An 18,571-nucleotide genomic window follows, 5' to 3' on the forward strand; every position below is an offset into this window, starting at 1 on the left:
ACCTACGCATCCGTAGCCTACGCTGACGTAGGTTCGCACCCCAGGCGAAGGAGAACCGCGTGAGCACGACCGTTCCCGCGGCCGAGGGCCCTCTCACCGACGAGGGCCTCGTCCAGCTGCTCACCCCGACCGGCGAGCGCGTGCACCACCCCGAGTACGACGGGTGGGCCGCCGACCTCGACGCCGACCGCCTGCGTGCGATGTACCGCGACATGGTGCTCACCCGGCGGTTCGACACCGAGGCGACGTCCCTGCAGCGGCAGGGGGAGCTGGGCCTGTGGGCGCAGTCGCTCGGCCAGGAGGCGGCCCAGGTCGGCTCGGGCCACGCGCTCGCGCCGCAGGACCACGTGTTCCCGTCGTACCGCGAGCACGGCGTCGCGCACGTCCGCGGCCTGGAGATGACCGACCTGCTGCGGCTGTTCCGCGGCGTCGACCACGGCGGGTGGGACCCGGCAGCGCACGGATTCCACCTGTTCACCCTGGTCATCGGCTCGCACACGCTGCACGCGACCGGGTACGCGATGGGCGTGCAGCGCGACGGCCTCGTCGGCACGGGCGACCCGACGCGCGACACCGCCGTCGTCACCTACTTCGGCGACGGTGCCACCGCGCAGGGCGACGTCAGCGAGGCCCTCGTCTTCGCGTCGGTCAACCAGGCGCCGGTCGTCCTGTTCTGCCAGAACAACCAGTTCGCGATCTCGGAGCCGACGACGCGCCAGGCGCGCGTACCTCTCGCCGACCGCGCACCGGGCTTCGGCATCCCGTCCGTGCGCGTCGACGGCAACGACGTGCTCGCGTCGTACGCCGTGACCCGCCAGGCGCTCGAGCGCGCCCGCAGCGGCGGCGGGCCGACGTTCGTCGAGGCCTTCACGTACCGCATGGGCGCCCACACCACGTCGGACGACCCGACCCGCTACCGCACGTCGGAGCAGGAGGAGCACTGGCGCCGCCGCGACCCGATCGAGCGGCTGCGGGTGCACCTGGACCGCACCGGCGAGCTGCCGGAGGTCTTCCAGGCGCAGCTCGCGGCGGAGTCCGACGCGTTCGGCGAGCACATCCGCACCACCGTCCGCGCGATGGGCCACCCGTCGTCGCACAGCATGTTCGAGCACGTCTACGCCACGCCGCACGCCGTCGTCGACGCCGAGCGGGCGTGGTTCACGCAGTACGAGCAGTCGTTCGTGGACCACGACGGCCGCGAGACGGCAGGGGGACACCGATGACCGTGACGGGCGAGCGCACCGCACCGACGACCGACCTGCCGCCGGCACCCGCCGCGGCGCCGTTCCCGACCGGCACGCAGCGCCTGCCGATGGCCAAGGCGCTCAACCTCGGCCTGCGGCGCGCGCTGGCGAACGACCCGCGCGCGCTGCTCATGGGGGAGGACATCGGCCGGCTCGGCGGGGTCTTCCGCGTCACCGACGGGCTGTTCGCGGAGTTCGGCGAGGACCGCGTCGTGGACACGCCGCTGGCGGAGTCCGGCATCGTCGGCACCGCGATCGGCCTGGCGCTGCGCGGGTACCGGCCGGTGTGCGAGATCCAGTTCGACGGGTTCGTCTTCCCGGCGTTCGACCAGATCACGACGCAGCTGGCCAAGATGCACTACCGCTCGCAGGGACGTCTGAGGCTGCCCGTGGTCATCCGCATCCCCTACGGCGGCGGCATCGGCGCCATCGAGCACCACAGCGAGTCGCCCGAGGCGCTGTTCGCGCACACGCCCGGCCTGCGCGTCGTGTCGCCGGCGACGGCCGCCGACGCGTTCACGATGATCCAGCAGGCCGTCGCGTCGCCCGACCCCGTGATCTTCTTCGAGCCCAAGGGCCGGTACTGGGAGAAGGGCGACGTCGACCTCGACGCGCCGCTGCCGGCACCGCACGGCAGCCCGGCCGACCTCGACCACGCGCGCGTGGTGCGCCCGGGCACGGACGTCACGGTCGTCGCCTACGGGCCGACCGTGGCCACCGCGCTGAAGGCCGCCGAGGCCGCCGCGGCCGACGGCACGAGCGTCGAGGTCGTCGACCTGCGGACCATCTCCCCGCTGGACACCGCCACGATCGCCGCGTCGGTGCGCCGCACGGGCCGCTGCGTCGTCGTGCACGAGGCGCCCGTGCTCTACGGGTCCGGCGCCGAGGTCGCGGCCCGCATCACCGAGGAGTGCTTCTACCACCTGCAGGCCCCTGTGCTGCGCGTCGGCGGGTTCCACACCCCGTACCCGGTCTCCAAGATCGAGCACGACTACCTGCCCGGGCTCGACCGGCTGCTCGACGCCGTCGACCGCACCCTCGCGTTCTGACCCCCCGGAGACCCCGCGTGCCCACGTACCAGCAGTTCCCCCTGCCCGACGCCGGTGAGGGCCTCACCGAGGCCGAGATCGTCACGTGGCACGTCGCCGTCGGCGACCGTGTCGAGGTCAACCAGACGATCGTCGAGATCGAGACGGCCAAGTCGCTGGTCGACCTGCCGTGCCCGTGGACGGGCGTCGTGACGCGGCTGCTGGTCGACACGGGGACGACGGTCGAGGTCGGCACGCCGATCATCGAGGTGGACGTGGACCCGGACGGCGCGGCGCCGGAGCCGGTGGGGAAGGGCGACGCCCGTGCGGACGGCGCGCGCGCCCACCACCCGCACCCGAGCCGGTCGTCGGCAGAGCCCGGCGGTGCGGACGAGGTCGGGGCGGCACGCGACGAGCTGCAGGCGCCCGTCGGCGCCGACGGACCGGCGAGCGGTGCGCCCGCGGCCGGTGGCGGGTCCGGGGCGGTGCTCGTCGGGTACGGCGTGGCGGACGGCGGGTCGGCGCGACGCCCTCGCCGGCCGGCCGCGGGCGCCGCCGGTGCGTCCGGTGCGTCTGCGGGTGACGGTGCACGGCCGGCCGCGTCGTCCCCGGCCGCCCCGCGGGCGACGTCGTCCGCCGCGGCGCCCGCGCGCCCCGCGGCGTCGCCTGCGCGGCCCGAGGCGCCCGCGCGACCCGACGGCACGCAGCACGCGCTGGCCAAGCCACCGGTGCGCAAGCTGGCCCGTGACCTGGGCGTCGACCTGGACGCCGTCACCCCGACGGGCCCGGGCAGCATCGTCACGCGTGAGGACGTGCTGGCGCACGCGGTGCGCGCCGAGGGCCGCGCCCTGGCGACGTACCCCGGCGACGACCGCCCCTGGGCGGCGGGCGGCACCGTGAGCCCCGACGGGCGTCAGACGCGGGTGCCGGTGAAGTCCGTGCGCAAGCGGACCGCCGAGGCGATGGTGTCCAGCGCGTTCAGCGCCCCGCACGTGACCGTGTTCCACACCGTCGACGTCACGCGGACCATGAAGCTGGTCGAGCGCCTGCGCTCCGACCGGGAGTTCGCCGACGTGCGCGTGACCCCGCTGCTCATCGCGGCGAAGGCGCTGCTGCTGGCGGTCGACCGGCACCCGGAGATCAACGCGTCGTGGGGCGAGGCGCAGCAGGAGATCGTCTACAAGCACTACGTGAACCTCGGCATCGCGGCCACGACACCGCGGGGCCTGGTGGTGCCCAACATCAAGGACGCGCACCGGCTGGACCTGCTGAGCCTGGCCCGCGGGCTGGGCGAGCTGACCGCGACGGCGCGCGCGGGCCGCGCGTCCCCGGCCGACATGTCCGACGGCACCATCACGATCACCAACGTCGGGGTCTTCGGCATCGACACCGGCACGCCCATCCTCAACCCGGGGGAGTCGGCGATCCTCGCCTTCGGGGCGATCCGGCAGCAGCCGTGGGTGCACAAGGGCAAGGTCAAGCCCCGGAACGTGACGCAGCTGGCCCTGAGCTTCGACCACCGGCTCGTCGACGGTGAGCTGGGCAGCCGCGTGCTGGCCGACGTCGCCGCGGTGCTGGCCGACCCCGCGCAGGCGCTGGTCTGGGGCTGACGGGCAGCGGCAGGGCCGGCGGCCGGCGGTGAGTGGTCCCGTCGTGGTCGTCCCGTCACCGTCGGTGGGTGACGAAACGATTCGGTGACTGGATCGTGCCGCGGTCGCGCGTGATGTTCTGCGGGTGCCGGCCGACGAGACGACGCTCGCCGCGGGCCGCAGCCCGCAGGCGCTCGTCCGCGGGGCCGGCCTGACCGCCGCCGTGCTCGCCGGGGGCGTGGTCGGCCACTGCCTGGCCGGTGGGCACGTGCCCGGGCCCGCCGTGCTGGCCGCGGTGGGCTCGCTCGTGCTGGTCACCGGGGTGCTCGCCGCGCGCAGCCTGCTCGTGCGGGCCGGTGCGCCCGCCGCGACGCCGGACGCCGCGAGCCGGGGCGCCGCGCCGTCGCCGGTCGCCCGCGCGGCCGCCGCCCTCGCCGCCGCGGGCCTGGCGGTCGCGCTGCACCCCGTCCTCGCGCTGCTCGCCGAGCCCGTCGCGGACGCCGGGACCGTCCGGGCCGCGGGTCACGCGGCCCACGGTGACGCGCCCGGTGCGGCCGTCGACCTGACCCCCCTGCTGGCGGCCGGCATCGACCTCGACGCCGTGCGCGCGGCCGGCACGGACCTCGACGCCCTCGTCGCGGCAGGGCTCGACGGTCCCACGCTCGCCGCGGCGGGCATGGACCCGGACGACCCGCACGCACCCCACGTCGTGGCGGGCCTCGTCGCGGCCGCCGACCGTGCCCGGGCGGCCGGTGGTCCACCCGTCGCACCCGAGCCCGCCCCTCCCGCTGTGCGGTCGCCCGCACCGGCCCCCCGTGCGGTCGCGGTCGCGGCGGGCGCGGCGCTGACGGCGGCGCTCGCCGGGTCGGTGCTGCTGGTGCCCGGCCGTCGACGACGGCCGCCGGGGGCGCTCCCGTCGGGGTCGGGCCGGCCGCCGCTCGCCGCGTGAGACGGGCGGGTTCGTCGGGGGCCGGGCGTCCGTGATGGGATCGGGGCGCTGTCGTCCCCGCAGGAGAGGTGGTCCCCGTGCCGTCCGTCGTCCCGGCCCCCGCCGCGCGTGCAGGGTGGCGGCCCGCCGTCCTCGCCCTCGTCCTCGCGCTCGTCCTCGCCGTGCTGGCGGCGTCGCCCGCCGAGGCGCACAACACCCTGCGGTCCACGGACCCGGCGGACGGCTCGACGGTCCCGGCCGCGCCTGCGCAGGTCACGCTGACCTTCGACCAGCCGGCGATGGAGCTGGGCACGCAGGTCGTGGTGACCGCCCCGGACGGGGTCGTCGTCAGCGACGGCCCGGTGCGGCTGGTCGACTCCTCGGTGGTCCAGCCGCTCGTCGAGACGCTGCCCGCCGGTGCGTACACCGTGGACTGGCGTGTGACGTCCGCCGACGGGCACCCGCTGTCGGGGACCTTCGGGTTCACGGCGACGGCCGCGTCGCCGGTCCTCGAGCCGGCGCCCGCCGACCCGGCGCCGACCGAGGGTGCCGCGGACGCGACGCCCACGCCGGAGGAGCCCGCCGCGGACGAGCCGACCGACGTGTTCACCGCCACGGCCACTCCGCCCGTGGCGCTCGCCGACGACGAGGGCGTCCCGGCCTGGGTGTGGGTCGTGCTCGCGGTCGGGGTGCTGGCCGCGCTGGCCGGTGGTGGTGCCGCCCTCGCCGCCCGCCGCCGCGCGGCGACGTCCGACGGCCCGGGGTCGACGGACGCGGACGGGCCGTCCGAGCGCTGACGCGCCCGCGTCGCGGGGGCGACGACCGCCGCCCGGGATGCCCCGGGAACCGGCCTAGGCTGTCGGCGTGGAGGAGCGCGTGAACCCGGTGCCGCGTGGTGCCCTCGGCGTGCTCGCGGCGACCGGCGTCGTCGCGGTGCTCGCGGGGGTGGCCCTCACCGGGAGCGCGGCGGCGGTCCTCGTCGGGGACCCCGGCGCCGTGGTGCGCTGGGGCCTGCCCGTCGTCGAGACGCTCACCGAGCTGGCCGCGTCCCTGACGGTCGGCGCGCTGCTGCTGGCCGTGTGCGTGCTGCCGCGCCGCACGTCCGCGCCCGCCCGCACCCCCGGGTCCGACCGGGCCGCCGCCGACGGCTCGGCCTACCCCCGCAGCCTCGTGCTCGCCGGCGTCGCCGCCGGCGCGTGGACCGTGCTGTCGGTCGTGCACCTGGTGCTCGCGTACGCGTCCGTCGCGGGGGTGCCGCCCACGGCCCCGTCGTTCGGTGACGAGCTCGCGCTGTTCGTCACGCAGATCGACCTGGGCCGCACGCTGCTGTCGGTGACGACCGTCGCCGCGGTGGTGACCGCGCTGTCCCTGGTCGTCGCCACGCCCACGGGCGCCGCCTGGACCGCCGCCCTGTCGCTGGTCGCGCTGTGGCAGCTGGGCCAGACCGGCCACGCCGCCGGCGCCGCGAGCCACGACCTGGCGACGTCCGCGATGGTGCTGCACCTGGTCAGCGCGGCGGTCTGGATCGGCGCGCTCGCCGCCCTGGCGGTGCTGGTCCGACGCCTGGGCGCCGACGTGGTGCCCGCCGTCTCGCGCTTCTCGGTGGTGGCCGGGTGGTGCGTCGCGGGTGTCGCCGTCTCGGGCGTCGTCAACAGCGTGCTGCGCCTCGGCGGCTGGGAGGGCCTGCAGACCCGCTACGGTGTGCTGCTGCTGGTGAAGATCGCACTGTTCGCGGCCCTGGCGCTGCTGGGCCTGGCGCACCGCCGTGCGACCGTCCCGCGCCTGGCCGGCCCCCGTGGCGGGCTGCTGTTCTGGCGCGTGGTGCTGGTCGAGCTCGCGGTCATGGGGGCGGTCTCGGGCGTCGCGGTGGCGCTGGGCTCGTCCCCGCCGCCGGTGCCCGACGCACCGGTGACGGACACGTCCCCCGCCTACGTCCTCACGGGTCACGCCCTGCCGCCGGAGCCCACGGCCCTGCGCTGGCTCACCGAGTGGCGCTGGGACGTGCTCATGGCGTGCGCGGCGGCCGCCGGGATCGTCGTGTACCTGCGCTGGGTGCGCCGCCTGCGGCGGCGCGGCGACTCCTGGTCCTGGGTGCGCACGGCGTCGTGGGTCACCGGCATGCTGCTCTTCGCCTGGACGACGTCCGGCGGGCCGTCCGTCTACGGGCACGTGCTGTTCAGCGCGCACATGATCCAGCACATGGTGCTCGTCATGGTGGTGCCGCTGTTCGTGGCGCTGTCGGCACCCGTGACCCTGCTGCTGCGCGCCGTGCCTGCCCGGGCGGCCGTGCTGCGGGACGACGCCTCGCGCGGCCCGCGCGAGTGGGTGCTCACCCTCGTCCACAGCCACGTCGGCCGGTTCTTCGCCCACCCCGTGGTGGCCGCCGTGAACTTCGCCGGCTCGATGGTCCTCTTCTACTACTCGGGCCTGTTCGAGTGGTCGCTGCGCTCCCCGGTGGGGCACCTGGCGATGATCGTGCACTTCACGCTCGCCGGGTACCTGTTCGTCAACGCGCTCGCCGGCGTGGACCCCGGCCCCACCCGCCCGCCGTACCCCATGCGCCTGCTGCTGCTGTTCGCGACCATGGCGTTCCACGCGTTCTTCGGCGTCGCGCTGGTCGGCGGCGAAGGGCTGCTGGTGGCGGACTGGTTCGGCCTGACGGGTCGCCCGTGGGGGGTCTCGGCCATCCGCGACCAGCAGATCGGCGGGTCCGTCGCGTGGGGCATCGGGGAGATCCCGACGCTGGCGCTCGCGGTGGTCGTGGCCGTGCAGTGGACGCGTGACGACGAGCGCACGGCCCGTCGCCGCGACCGGCGGGTGGACAGGGACGGCGACGACGAGATGGACCGGTACAACGCGATGCTCGCGCGCATGGCCGAGGACGACGCCCGCCGCTAGGCCGTGCCCCGCGGCTCGTCGCCGTCAGCCCGTCAGGACCGTCAGGACCGTCAGGACCGTCAGGACCGTCAGGATCGTCAGGACCGTCAGGCCGTCAGACCAGGACGATCCGGCAGGACACGTCACCGAGCCGGACCGTGGTCCCCGACGGCACCACGTGCGCCTGGCCCGGGCTCAGCGGCAGCGGCGGGTCGCCCAGCACGGTCGTGCCGTTGGTGGACCCGCAGTCCGTGACCCGCAGCACCCCCTGGGGGTCGACGGACACCAGCGCGTGCGTCTTGGAGACGAGCATGCCGGGGCTGCGCACGACGACGGGGGTGCGGCCCGGCGCCGCGGAGGGGTTGCGCCCGAGTGCCGCCTCGCCGTGGAACGTCACCGGCGGGCGGCCGTCCACCTCGAGCACGGCCTGCGACACGTCCGGGTGGGCCGCCTCGTCCCGCGTCCCGTGCAGGCGCTCGGCCAGCGCCGCGTCCGGGAGCGTCAGCGCGGCGACGTCGAGCACGGGGACGGGGCGGTCCTCGACGCGGTGGGGCTCGAGCGCACCGCACCGGGCGCACGTCGTCGCGACGACGGGCTGGGGGGTGCCGCACCGGCGGCACCCGGTGTCCTGGGGTGCGGGCAGCGGCGCGGCGGACGTGCGCCCCTGGTCGTCGAGCGCGTGCACGGCGCCGTCCGGGTGCACGGCCAGCAGCTGGCCACCGCCGGCTGACGCGAGTCGCAGCCGCACCGGGCGGTCGACCGTCGCCGCCACGGCCGTGGCGCGCGCGAGCAGGCCGGTCCGCAGCCGGGCGGCGGAGGGCGCCGAGCACGCGTGCTCGGTGTCGTTGACGATCAGGGTCGCGGTCGTCGGCGAGTGCAGGACGGCCGTCACCCGCGGCCAGGGCGAGATCCGGGTGACGGTGGGACCGCCCGCGGGGGCGCCCCGGGTCATGACGCGTCCCGGGCGCCGCGGTCGCGCCGTCCACCCGTGGCGTGCGGAGCCGCAGGTCCGTGCATGGCGAGCCCTCTTCTCGTCCCGTCGGGTCCGGTCCCCGGACCCGCTCGTGGGGCCTCGCCGCCGGTCCGGGGACCCGCGGCGCGTGCGCAGATGCTACCGACGTCGCGGGCGGGGCCGGAGAGCCGTCCGGGTGACCGGTCTGTCCGGATCGCCCCTACTCGCCCCTATAGTCTTCCCGTCCAGCACACGACGAGCGTGAGGTACGGCGTCGCCCATGACGGTGAGCACCAGCACGACCGGGCCCGAGGCCGCACCGGACCGCCGCGCCCGCGCGAGCCGACCGTCCGGTGCGCGGGCCGACCGCCTGCCGCCGCCGCCGCGCGAGAGGCGACCGCTGCTCGCGGCGTTCGCGGTGCTGCTGATCGTCGGCGGCGCCGCGGTCGCCGGCCTGCTCGCGCTGCGGGCGGACTCGCGTGTCCCGGTCCTGGTCGCCACCGCGGACATCGTCGCCGGTCAGCGCATCACGGCCGAGCACCTCGGGACCACGCCCGTGGCGTCCGAGGGCACCCTGCTGCTCCCCGCGGGGCAGCACGACCTGGTGGTCGGCCAGTACGCGCGGCGCTCCATCAGCGCCGGTCAGCTGCTCGACACGTCGATGCTCACCACGTCGGGGATGCTCACCGAGGGCAAGGTGGCCGTGGGTGCGGCCCTGGCCGCGGGCCGCGTGCCGGCCTCGGGGCTCCAGCCGGGCGACGTCGTGCAGCTGGTGCGCGTCCTGGACGGCGAGGGCACCGTGCTGGTCCGCGAGGCGCTGGTGAGCTCCGCGTCGCGATCGAGCGACAGCCCCGGCGGCGCGACGGTCACCGCCACCTTCATCGTGGAGGACTCCGAGGGCCCGGTCGTGGCCGGTGTGGGCGCCGAGGGGCAGCTCGCCGCGGTCCTCATGACGCGCGGCGCCGCGGTGGACGGGGACGGCTGATGCTGGTCACCGTCGCCTCCGCCAAGGGGGCGCCGGGCGTCACGACGACGGCCCGGGTGCTGGCGAGCGTCTGGCCGCAGGACGTCGTGCTGGTGGACGCCGACCCCGGCGGCGGCGACCTGTCGCTGCTGGCGCGCCGCCCCGACGAGGGTGCCCTGGACCCCGAGCTGGGTCTGCTCTCCCTGGCGGCGGACGCCCGCCGAGGGCTGGCGGACCGCCCGCTCGAGGCGCACCTGCAGCAGTCGGAGGGCGGCCTGGACGTGTTGTGCGGCGTCGGCACGCCCGACCAGATGGTCGGCATCGCCCCCGTGCTCCCGCAGCTCGGCGCCGCGTTCTCCCGGTGGCCCGGCCGCGACGTCGTCGTCGACGTGGGCCGCGTGACCCCGTCGAGCCCGGTGCTGCCGATCGTGCAGGCGTCGGACGTCGTGCTGGTCGTCACGCGCGCGCGCCTCGAGGCCTTCGCGCACCTGCGTGAGCGCGTGCGCTGGCTGGCGCAGCTGCGGGACGCGAGCCTGCGGTCGCCCGCGATCGGCATCGTGCTCGTGGCCGACAGCCGGGACCGCCGCTCGGCCGGTGACCTGGCCCAGCTGCTCGCGCACGAGGGGCTGTCCGCGACGGTGCTCGGCCAGGTCGCGGACGACCCGCGCGCCGCCGACGTCGTGGGCGGGCGCCTGCAGCGCCCCGTCGCGCGCTCCCTGCTCGTCCGGTCCGTCCGCCAGCTCGTCGACCCGGTGCGGGCGCTCGCCGCCGCGCGCGCGGGCCGCGGCGTCGGCACCCCCGTCTGAGCGTCCCGGAGGAGCACACATGGCCGTCGACCAGGGGCTCGTCCGCCGGTTGCGCGAGGAGGTCGCCGACACCCTCGCCCGGCAGCGGCGCGACGACGCCGCCGCGGGCAGCCCTGCCATGTCCGCCCAGGACGAGCGGCAGTTCGCCCGCGCCGTCATCAACCGTGTCCTGGACGCGCACGCCCGTGCCGAGATCGCGGCCGGCCGCACACCGCTGGCGCCGCTGGAGGAGGAGGAGGTCGCCGGGGGTATCCACGCGGCCCTCTTCGGCGTCGGGCGCCTGCAGCCGCTGCTGGACGACCGGGACGTCGAGAACATCGACATCAACGGCTGCGACCGGGTCTTCGTGCAGTACTCCGACGGCCGCGAGGCCGTCGCCCCGCCCGTGGCGGAGACGGACGACGAGCTCGTCGAGCTCATCCAGGTGCTGGGCGCCTACTCGGGCCTGACGAGCCGGCCGTTCGACTCCGCCAACCCGCAGCTCGACATCCGGCTCCCCGACGGCTCGCGCATGTCCGCGGTCATGGACGTGTGCGCGCGGCCCTCGGTGTCGATCCGCCGCTCGCGCCTGTCGCGCGTGCACCTGGACGACCTGGTGCGGTTCGGGTCGGTGACGCCGGACATCGCGGCGTTCCTGTCCGCCGCCGTGGCGGCCCGCAAGAACATCATGATCGCCGGCGCCACCAACGCCGGGAAGACGACGATGCTGCGCGCCCTGGCCAACGAGATCGGCCCCCACGAGCGCCTCATCACCGTCGAGCGCGCCCTGGAGCTGGGGCTCGGGGAGTTCGCGGACCTGCACCCCAACGTCGTGGCGTTCGAGGAGCGGCTGCCCAACTCCGAGGGCAACGGTGCGATCACCATGGCCGAGCTGGTGCGCCGCAGCCTGCGCATGAACCCGAGCCGCGTGATCGTCGGCGAGGTGCTGGGCGACGAGATCGTCACGATGCTCAACGCGATGAGCCAGGGCAACGACGGCTCGCTGTCGACGATCCACGCCAACAGCTCCATCGAGGTGTTCAACCGCATCTCCACCTACGCCATCCAGTCGGCGGAGCGCCTGCCGGTCGACGCCACGATGATGCTCATCGCGGGTGCGATCGACTTCGTCGTGTTCGTGCAGAAGCAGAACGACTACGCGTCGGGCGGGCGGCTGCGCCGCTACGTCGCCAGCATCCGTGAGGTCAACGGCATCGACGGGCGCGTGCTGTCCAGCGAGGTGTTCGCGCCCGGACCCGGGGGGATCGCGGTCCCGGCCGCACCCGTCGCGTGCATCGACGAGCTCGCGGCCGTCGGGTACAGCCCCGGCTACGCGTTCGCGCAGGGGGTCCGATGACCCCCACGCTGCTGCTCGTCGTCTGCCTCGGCGCCCTCGTCGGCGGCGGCCTCGTCCTGCTCGTCGACAGCCTGCTGCCGCGCGACCGCCGCCGGGCGACGGTCCGCAGCGAGGGGCCCTCGCTGGTCGAGCGGATCGGTCGGCAGGGCGCCCTGGCCCTGGGCGCCGGCCTGCTGGTGCTCCTGCTGACGCGCTGGCCCGTGGCGGCCGTGGCCGCGGTGCTGCTGGTGCTGGTGTGGCCCGTGCTGTTCGGGGGTGCGCGCGCGGAGCGTCAGGCCATGGCCCGCATCGAGGCGCTCGCGGCGTGGACCGAGTCGCTGCGCGACACGATCGCCGGTGCCGTGGGTCTGGAGCAGGCGATCCCCGCGACGGTCACGGCCGCGTCGCCCGTGATCCAGCCGCAGCTGCGGCTGCTGGTGGACCGGCTGCGGGTGCGGGTGCCGCTGGCCACGGCGCTGCAGCGGCTCGCGGACGACCTGGACGACCCCAGCGCCGACCTCATCGTCGCCGCGCTGATCCTCAACGCGCGGCTGCGCGGTCCCGGTCTGCGCCAGGTGCTCTCGTCGCTGTCCGACGCGGGCCGCGCCGAGCTCGACATGCGGCAGCGGGTCGGTGCCGGGCGTGCGTCCACCCGACGGTCGGCCCTCATCGTCACGGTGTTCTCGATCGTGGCCATCCTCGGCCTGACCGTCCTCAACCCCACGTACGTCGAGCCGTACGGCACCGCCACCGGGCAGCTGGTCCTCACGCTCGTGTGCACGCTCTTCGCCGCCGGGTTCCTGTGGATGCGGCGGCTGTCCGGCGTCGAGCTGCCCGAGCGCTTCCTCGTCGCGACCCCCGACCGCGCCGCACCGGCCGACCGCGGCGGCGCGCCCGACGGCCGTGCCCTGACCGGTCCGGAGGTGCGCGGATGACCGGCGTGCTCGTGGCCGGTGCGCTGGCCGGGCTGGGCGTCCTCGTCCTCGTCCTGGTGCTGGTGCCGCCCGCCACCCGTCCCGCGGGCGCCCTGGCGCGGCTCGACCGGGAGCGCCGCGAGGGCCGCGCGCGCGCACGCGTGCTGCAGACCGACCGGCAGGCCGCGCTGCTGCCGTCCTGGGAGCAGGTCCTGGGCCGTCGCACCGCGGGTGGCCTGGACGCCCTCGGCATCGGGCTGGGCTCCCTGCGCTCGGACCTGTCGATGGTCGGGCTCACGCGGGACGCGTTCCTCGCCCGCACCGTGCTGGCCGGTCTCGCCGGTCTCGTGGTCCCGCTGCTGGTCACGGCGGCGCTCGCGGCGCTGGGGACCGGGGTGCCGCTCGGGGTGCCGGTGGTCGTCGCGGTCGTCGTCGCCCTGGTCGCCGGTGCCCTGCCCGCGCTGTCGGTGCGCTCGCAGGCGGCCCGCCGGCGTCGTGACTTCCGGCACGTGGTCGGCTCGTTCCTCGACCTGGTCGCCATGAGCCTGGCCGGCGGGCGCGGTGTGCCCGAGGCGTTGTCCGGCGCCTCGGAGATCAGCGACGGCTGGGCGATGGTCCGCATCCGGGACGCCCTGATCGCGGCCCGGCTGCGCGGTGAGACGCCGTGGGCGGCGCTCGGTGCCCTCGGCGAGGACCTGCGCGTCGACGAGCTGCGCGACCTGGCCGCGGCCCTGGCGCTCGTCGCCGAGGACGGGGCCAAGGTGCGGGACTCGCTCGCGGCCCGGGCCGGCTCGATGCGCCGGCGCGAGCTCGCCGACGCCGAGGGCAAGGCCGGTGAGAGCTCCGAGACCATGCTCGTCGCCCAGCTGCTGCTGGCGATCGGGTTCCTCGTCTTCCTCGTCTACCCGGCGGCGATGACGGTGTTCGGCAGCGGGTGAGGCTGCGCGGGCACGCGCGACCGGCAGCACGCACGGATGGACAGGCACGGACGCACGGCAGGACCACACAGGCACGGCACGACAGGAGAGTGACATGTTCTTCGCACCCTGGACCCCGTACGGGTACATGGAGCTGGAGATCCGGCGACGGATCGCCCGCGCACAGCAGTCCGGCGACCGCGGGGCCTCCGCGATCGAGTGGGTGATCATCACCGGCGTCCTGGTGGCCCTCGCGGCTGCCGTCGGTCTCACCCTGTACAACCGGATCACCGAGGAGGCCGACGCGATCGACATCCCCGGCGCACCCGGCAGTGGCGGTGGTAACCCCGGTGGCGGCGACGGCCCGTGAGCCGGTGGCGTCACCCGCGTGACGACCGCGGAGCGAGCAGCGTCGAGATGATCTTCTACACGCCGCTGCTCATGCTGGCGATCTTCGCGATCGTGCAGTTCTCGCTCACCTGGTACGGGAACGAGCTCGCCGGCGCCGTCGCGCGCGAGGCGGCGCGCGTCGTGCGCACCGGTGGCGGGACCGCCGGGTCGGTGCAGGAGGCGCGGCAGCGGGCCGTCACGTACGCCGAGCAGATCGGTGGTGCGTCGCTGCGCGACGTGGACGTGACGGTCACCCAGCCCGACGCCCTGACGGTGCGCGTCACCGTCACGGGCCGCGCGGTCGAGATCGTGCAGGGGCTGGCGCCCGAGGTGTCGGCCACGGTCCAGGGACCGGTCGAGCGCTTCCGCGCGGACACGTGACGCGGGTGCAGCACCGGGCGGGGCCGGTGGCGCTGGACGCCGGCCGGCAGCCGTCGGACCGAGGGGAGGGGGACGCATGAGGCACGGGGAGGACCGGCGACCCCGCTGCGCCGCGGCGCCGCCGCGCGACCGCGGGTCGATGGCCGTCGAGGTCGTCGTGCTCGTGCCGCTGCTCGTCCTCATGATGTTCCTCGTCGTCGCCTTCGGCCGGTTCGTGTCCGCCGAGGGGGCGGCGCAGGCGATGGCGCGCGACGCCGTGCGTGCCGCGACCCTCGAGCGCAGCGGCGACGCCGCGCTGGTGGCCGCGCGCGCCATGGCGGACGCCGCCGCGCCCGACTCGCTGCGGTGCGAGCCGGCCGAGCTGACCGGGGACTTCGTCGCCGGTGACCTGGTGACCGTGGAGGTGCGCTGCCGGGTCTCGTTCTCCGACCTGGGACTCGTCGGGCTGCCCGGGTCGGCGGACGTGACCGGGTCGAGCACCGCCCCGCTGGACACGTGGCGACGGACGGGAGGCTGAGCGTGCGCAGGACCGTGGACCGCGTCCGGCAGGGCGTGACGGACCCGGACGGCGGGCCGGAGCGGGGTGACCGCGGCACGGCGACCGCCTTCGTCATCGGCCTGGTCGTCGTGCTGTTCGCGCTCGCCGGCCTGGTCGCGGACGGCGGGCGCGCCGTGAACGCGCGGGTCGCCATCACCGACGACGCGGAGCAGGCGGCGCGCGTCGGCGCCGACCAGGTGGACGCCGGGTCCCTGCGCGGCGGCAGCGTCCCGAGGATCGACCCGGTGCGGGCGACCAGTGAGGCCCGTGACTTCCTCGTCGCACGTGGTTACGCGCCCGGCCGCATCTCCGTCGGCGCCGACGGGGACGCCGTGACGGTCCAGGTCAGCGACGTCGTCCCGACGGCGCTGCTGCAGCTCGTGTTCATCGACAGCTTCACCGTCGAGGGCGACGCCACCGCGCGCGCCGCCTTCGGCATCAACTCCGAGCTCGGGGGAGCACCGTGACCAGCCAGCACCAGGACGAGCGCCGCACCGGCCCCCAGCGGTTCCAGCAGGTGGGGGAGCCGGAGGCCCGACCTGTCGGCGCGGCCCTCGGTGCGGCGTTCCTGCTGCTCCTGCTCGTCGTCGGGGTCCCGGCGGGGCTGGTGGCGCTCGACGCCCTGCCCGTCATCCCCACGTCCCTGCCCGGCCGGGCGGACCTGCTGGCCACCATCGGGGTCGAGCAGCTGCTGGCAGTGCTGGTGTGGGTGGTGTGGATCGCCTGGTTGCAGTTCACGGTCTGCGTGCTCGTCGAGCTGCGGTCGGCGCTGTCGGGCGTCGGGCTGCCCGCCCGGGTGCCGCTGGCCGGTCCCAGCCAGCGGCTGGCCCGCACGCTGGTGGTGACGGTGCTGCTGCTCGTGACCGCGGCCGGTCAGGCCACCGCGGCGGTCGCGCCCGCCGTCGCGGGGTACGAGTCCGTCGCGTCCCCGGTGGCGGTCTCCGCCGTCGAGGTCCCCGGGCCCGCGGCGTCGACGCCGGCCCCCGCCGCCGACGCCTCGGTCGAGGCTGCCGCCCAGGTCGAGACCACGTACTGGCTGGGGGGCATGCAGCTCAGCCCCGAGGAGGGCGCCGAGCTCGAGGGGCGCCGCGTCTACGTGGTGCAGCCGCCCGAGGGCCGGTACCACGACAACCTCTGGGACATCGCCGAGCGCACCACCGGCGACGGCATGCGCTACCGCGAGGTGTTCGAGCTCAACAAGGGCCGGGACCAGCCCGACGGCCAGGAGCTCACGCTCGAGCGGCTGATCCAGCCGAACTGGCTGCTGATCATGCCGGAGGACGCGACGGGCGTGGACCGCGTCACCGCGGTGGTCACCCCCGCCCCGGCGCCCGCGGTGCCCGTCCAGGCCCCGGCCGCGCCCACCCCGGCGGGCGACGTGGCGACCGCCGCCACCGGGGTCGCCGGGGCCGCCGCCCACGAGGTCACCGGGTCCGCCGCGGAGAGCACCGCGCCCGGTCTGGTCGGGGCGGGCCTGCTGGCCGCCGGCCTGCTCGTGGCGCTCGAGCGCCGTCGCCGCCGCGGGCGCTCCGGCGAGCCCGGCGCGGGCGCGGTCGAGCTCGAGGTCGTCCTGCGCGTCGGAGCCGACCCGCAGCGTGCGCTGCTGCTCGACCGTGGGCTGCGGCGGCTCGCCGCCGAGCTGCGCTCGCAGCGGCGCAGCCTGCCGGGCGTCGTGGTCGCACGCGTCGACGACAGCGGGCTGGAGCTCGACCTGACGCCGGCCGCCGCGGACGCCCCGCGGCCCTGGCAGACGCTGGACGGCGGGCGTCGCTGGCGGCTCGCCGCCTCCGACCTCGACCTGGGCCGGATCGACGCACCGGCGCCGTTCCCGGGCCTGGTGTCCCTGGGCCGCGACGACGCGGGCCGCGACGTCCTCGTGGACCTCGAGGCCGCGCAGGGTCCTGTGGCGCTGGTCGGCGACCCGACCGCCGCCCGGGAGGTCGCGACCGCGCTGGCCGCCGAGCTGGCGACCAACCGCTGGTCGGACGCCCTGCAGGTGACCGGGGTGGGCATGCCGGACGGGCTGCGCGAGCTCCCCGCGGACCGCTACACGCGCGCCGGCACGGTCACCGGCGTGCTGGACCGGCTGCGTGCCCACCGCGCCCGCGCGACCGGCGACGACGTCCTGACCGGCCGCCTGCGGGGCGACGGCACCGCGGTGGGTGTGCCCGAGTACGTCGTGCTGGGCGAGCCGCCCGCCCCGGACGCCGGCCGCGAGCTGGCCGCCCTGTCGACCACCGCGCAGCGCACCGCGCTGGGCGTGGTCTGCGTGGGAGACCTGCCCGGCGCGCGCTGGCGGCTCGAGGTCGCGGCCGACGGCCGGCTGACGGCCCGCCTGCTGGGCGTCGACGTCCGCGCCAACCGGCTCACCGCCGCGCACGTCGACGCGCTGGGCGAGCTGCTGGTCGAGGCGCCGGACCCCGTGCGCGGTGTCGACGAGCGGCGGGCGGCGGCCGAGCACGAGGGCGCGGTGGAACGGCCCGACGTCGACCCGCCGGACCGGACGCTGTCCGCGGCGGACCTGCAGCGTGCCGCGGTCCGGGTGCTCGTGCTCGGTGAGCCCCGCGTCGAGGCGCGGCGGCCGGTGGACGAGGCCCGCCGGCCGCTGCTCACCGAGCTGGTGACCCTGCTCGCGCTGCACCCCGAGGGGGTGCACGGCACGGTGCTGGCCGCCGCGCTGTGGCCCGGTGGGGCGACCCCGGAGGTCCGGGAGCGCACGATCACCCGCGCCGCGGCGTGGCTCGGCGAGGACGCGGCCGGGCGGCCGCACCTGCGCCGGGGCGACGACGGGCGGCTCACCCTGGGTCCCGACGTCGTCGTGGACTGGGACGTCGTGCGCTCGCTGCTCGCGCGGGCGCGCGGTGCCGCCGATCCCGCGGCCGAGCGCTCGCTGCTCGGCGAGGCCCTCGCCCTGGCGGCGGCGCCCGTCGTGGCCGTCCGGCCGCCGGGGCGCTACGGGTGGCTCGCCCGGGTGCGCGCGGAGCACGCGTCGCGGGACCTGCTCGTCGACGCGGCCCACCGCCTCGTGGTGCTGCACCGGGACGGCGACGACCCGGCGGCCGCGCAGCGGGTTGCCTGGGACGCCGTGCAGGTCAGCCCGACGTCCGAGCTGCTGTGGCGCGACCTGCTGCGGGCCGCGGACGCCACGGGCGGCCCCGACGCGGTGCGTGACGTGGTCGGCGTCCTGGTCGCGACGCTGCGCGCGGCGGACGTCCCGGTGATGTCGGCGGCCACGCGGGCCCTGGTCGAGGAGCTGGTCCCGGACACGGGGCAGACCCTGCGCGGGTCCGCGTGAGACCGGACGAGTGAGCGCTCGACGGTTCATCCACAAGGCGCACCCTTCGCGGTGAATTGCCCGATAAGGTCGGTCCCCGGCGCCGAGGGGCGCCGAGCTCGACACAAGAGGAGACTCCCGTGGCCGTTGGCGCCGAACTCAGCACCCTGCAGCAGCTCAACAAGACGTTCACGACGACGGCGGCCGACGCCGAGCGGATGAAGGGCGACGTCGACAAGGCGCTCGAGAGCGCCGTGTGGACGGGCAAGTACTCCGAGGACTTCCGGACCGCGTGGCAGGACTACCGCGCCAACCTCGACCGGCTGCGTGACGCGCTGGACGGTGCAGCGGGCGACGTGAAGACGAACCACAACAACATCGCGGCGGCCACGGGCGAGCCCGACCGCATCTGACCGGTGCCACGGCCGGCGGCCCGCCCTCATGGGGCGGGCCG

The 18,571-nt window shown here is 76.3% G+C and carries 18 protein-coding genes; 17 read left to right on the plus strand and 1 reads right to left on the minus strand.

What is annotated here, in order from left to right; genetic code table 11:
- Positions 1–59: 59 nt before the first annotated feature.
- The 6 genes from pdhA to J1G43_RS02465 all read left to right on the plus strand — a co-directional run bounded on the left by pdhA (position 60) and on the right by J1G43_RS02465 (position 7,687).
- Positions 60–1,223 (plus strand): pyruvate dehydrogenase (acetyl-transferring) E1 component subunit alpha, encoded by a 1,164-nt coding sequence (pdhA, locus tag J1G43_RS02440; protein WP_207339759.1) that lies wholly within the window; start codon positions 60–62, stop codon positions 1,221–1,223.
- Entirely contained in the window at positions 1,220–2,293 is a 1,074-nt protein-coding gene (locus J1G43_RS02445) for an alpha-ketoacid dehydrogenase subunit beta (RefSeq protein ID WP_372434860.1), read from the plus strand. The genes pdhA and J1G43_RS02445 overlap by 4 nt, the downstream gene beginning before the upstream one ends.
- Before the next feature lie 17 nt (positions 2,294–2,310).
- Positions 2,311–3,882, plus strand: coding sequence for a dihydrolipoamide acetyltransferase family protein (locus tag J1G43_RS02450; protein WP_207377885.1), 1,572 nt, complete (start codon positions 2,311–2,313; stop codon positions 3,880–3,882).
- 124 nt (positions 3,883–4,006) lie between these two features.
- Positions 4,007–4,810 carry a hypothetical protein gene (locus J1G43_RS02455; protein ID WP_207377886.1) on the plus strand — a complete coding sequence of 268 codons (804 nt, stop codon included), beginning with the start codon at positions 4,007–4,009 and terminating at the stop codon, positions 4,808–4,810.
- A gap of 77 nt (positions 4,811–4,887) precedes the next feature.
- Positions 4,888–5,586 (plus strand): copper resistance CopC family protein, encoded by a 699-nt coding sequence (locus J1G43_RS02460; RefSeq protein WP_207377887.1) that lies wholly within the window; start codon positions 4,888–4,890, stop codon positions 5,584–5,586.
- 67 nt (positions 5,587–5,653) lie between these two features.
- Positions 5,654–7,687, plus strand: a complete 2,034-nt coding sequence (locus J1G43_RS02465) for a cytochrome c oxidase assembly protein (RefSeq protein WP_207369827.1) — start codon at positions 5,654–5,656, stop codon at positions 7,685–7,687.
- 94 nt (positions 7,688–7,781) lie between these two features.
- Here the strand turns inward: J1G43_RS02465 and J1G43_RS02470 are convergent, their stop codons facing one another.
- The gene (locus J1G43_RS02470) at positions 7,782–8,618 is read right to left on the minus strand and encodes an FHA domain-containing protein (RefSeq protein WP_207339754.1); all 837 of its coding nucleotides are present in this window, start codon (positions 8,616–8,618) and stop codon (positions 7,782–7,784) included.
- 280 nt (positions 8,619–8,898) lie between these two features.
- Here J1G43_RS02470 and J1G43_RS02475 point away from each other — a divergent pair, with 280 nt between their 5' ends.
- The 11 genes from J1G43_RS02475 (at position 8,899) to J1G43_RS02525 (ending at position 18,530) form a co-directional block, all read left to right on the plus strand.
- Positions 8,899–9,603, plus strand: coding sequence for an SAF domain-containing protein (locus J1G43_RS02475; protein WP_207339753.1), 705 nt, complete (start codon positions 8,899–8,901; stop codon positions 9,601–9,603).
- The gene (locus tag J1G43_RS02480; protein WP_207339752.1) at positions 9,603–10,388 is read left to right on the plus strand and encodes a hypothetical protein; all 786 of its coding nucleotides are present in this window, start codon (positions 9,603–9,605) and stop codon (positions 10,386–10,388) included. The genes J1G43_RS02475 and J1G43_RS02480 overlap by 1 nt, the downstream gene beginning before the upstream one ends.
- A gap of 19 nt (positions 10,389–10,407) precedes the next feature.
- Positions 10,408–11,724 (plus strand): CpaF family protein, encoded by a 1,317-nt coding sequence (locus tag J1G43_RS02485; protein ID WP_207339751.1) that lies wholly within the window; start codon positions 10,408–10,410, stop codon positions 11,722–11,724.
- Positions 11,721–12,638, plus strand: a complete 918-nt coding sequence (locus J1G43_RS02490; protein ID WP_207377888.1) for a type II secretion system F family protein — start codon at positions 11,721–11,723, stop codon at positions 12,636–12,638. Before J1G43_RS02485 ends, J1G43_RS02490 begins: the two co-directional genes overlap by 4 nt.
- Entirely contained in the window at positions 12,635–13,555 is a 921-nt protein-coding gene (locus tag J1G43_RS02495) for a type II secretion system F family protein (protein ID WP_207339749.1), read from the plus strand. The genes J1G43_RS02490 and J1G43_RS02495 overlap by 4 nt, the downstream gene beginning before the upstream one ends.
- Positions 13,556–13,649: 94 nt before the next feature.
- Complete coding sequence (locus J1G43_RS02500) at positions 13,650–13,904, plus strand: hypothetical protein (RefSeq protein WP_242635188.1); 255 nt, start codon at positions 13,650–13,652, stop codon at positions 13,902–13,904.
- Positions 13,901–14,305, plus strand: coding sequence for a TadE/TadG family type IV pilus assembly protein (locus J1G43_RS02505; RefSeq protein WP_249670653.1), 405 nt, complete (start codon positions 13,901–13,903; stop codon positions 14,303–14,305). Before J1G43_RS02500 ends, J1G43_RS02505 begins: the two co-directional genes overlap by 4 nt.
- A gap of 76 nt (positions 14,306–14,381) precedes the next feature.
- Positions 14,382–14,822 (plus strand): TadE/TadG family type IV pilus assembly protein, encoded by a 441-nt coding sequence (locus tag J1G43_RS02510; RefSeq protein WP_207369828.1) that lies wholly within the window; start codon positions 14,382–14,384, stop codon positions 14,820–14,822.
- Between the two features lie 2 nt (positions 14,823–14,824).
- On the plus strand, positions 14,825–15,310 hold the full coding sequence (locus J1G43_RS02515; RefSeq protein WP_207369829.1) for a pilus assembly protein TadG-related protein: 486 nt from the start codon (positions 14,825–14,827) through the stop codon (positions 15,308–15,310).
- Positions 15,307–18,138 (plus strand): bacterial transcriptional activator domain-containing protein, encoded by a 2,832-nt coding sequence (locus J1G43_RS02520; RefSeq protein ID WP_207339746.1) that lies wholly within the window; start codon positions 15,307–15,309, stop codon positions 18,136–18,138. Before J1G43_RS02515 ends, J1G43_RS02520 begins: the two co-directional genes overlap by 4 nt.
- A 119-nt stretch (positions 18,139–18,257) precedes the next feature.
- Positions 18,258–18,530 (plus strand): WXG100 family type VII secretion target, encoded by a 273-nt coding sequence (locus tag J1G43_RS02525; protein ID WP_207339745.1) that lies wholly within the window; start codon positions 18,258–18,260, stop codon positions 18,528–18,530.
- The last annotated feature ends 41 nt before the right edge of the window (positions 18,531–18,571 follow it).

Origin of the sequence: Cellulomonas sp. zg-ZUI22, assembly GCF_017353535.1 — a bacterium.
In the GTDB taxonomy this organism is placed as follows: Bacteria; Actinomycetota; Actinomycetes; order Actinomycetales; family Cellulomonadaceae; genus Cellulomonas; species Cellulomonas wangleii.

Coding starts and splice junctions, on each gene's coding strand:
- J1G43_RS02445 (WP_372434860.1), top strand. CDS start 1,220: ATGACCGTGACGGGCGAGCGCACCGCACCGACGACCGACCTGCCGCCG.
- J1G43_RS02470 (WP_207339754.1), bottom strand. CDS start 8,618: ATGACCCGGGGCGCCCCCGCGGGCGGTCCCACCGTCACCCGGATCTCG.
- J1G43_RS02475 (WP_207339753.1), top strand. CDS start 8,899: ATGACGGTGAGCACCAGCACGACCGGGCCCGAGGCCGCACCGGACCGC.
- J1G43_RS02480 (WP_207339752.1), top strand. CDS start 9,603: ATGCTGGTCACCGTCGCCTCCGCCAAGGGGGCGCCGGGCGTCACGACG.
- J1G43_RS02485 (WP_207339751.1), top strand. CDS start 10,408: ATGGCCGTCGACCAGGGGCTCGTCCGCCGGTTGCGCGAGGAGGTCGCC.
- J1G43_RS02490 (WP_207377888.1), top strand. CDS start 11,721: ATGACCCCCACGCTGCTGCTCGTCGTCTGCCTCGGCGCCCTCGTCGGC.
- J1G43_RS02495 (WP_207339749.1), top strand. CDS start 12,635: ATGACCGGCGTGCTCGTGGCCGGTGCGCTGGCCGGGCTGGGCGTCCTC.
- J1G43_RS02500 (WP_242635188.1), top strand. CDS start 13,650: ATGTTCTTCGCACCCTGGACCCCGTACGGGTACATGGAGCTGGAGATC.
- J1G43_RS02510 (WP_207369828.1), top strand. CDS start 14,382: ATGAGGCACGGGGAGGACCGGCGACCCCGCTGCGCCGCGGCGCCGCCG.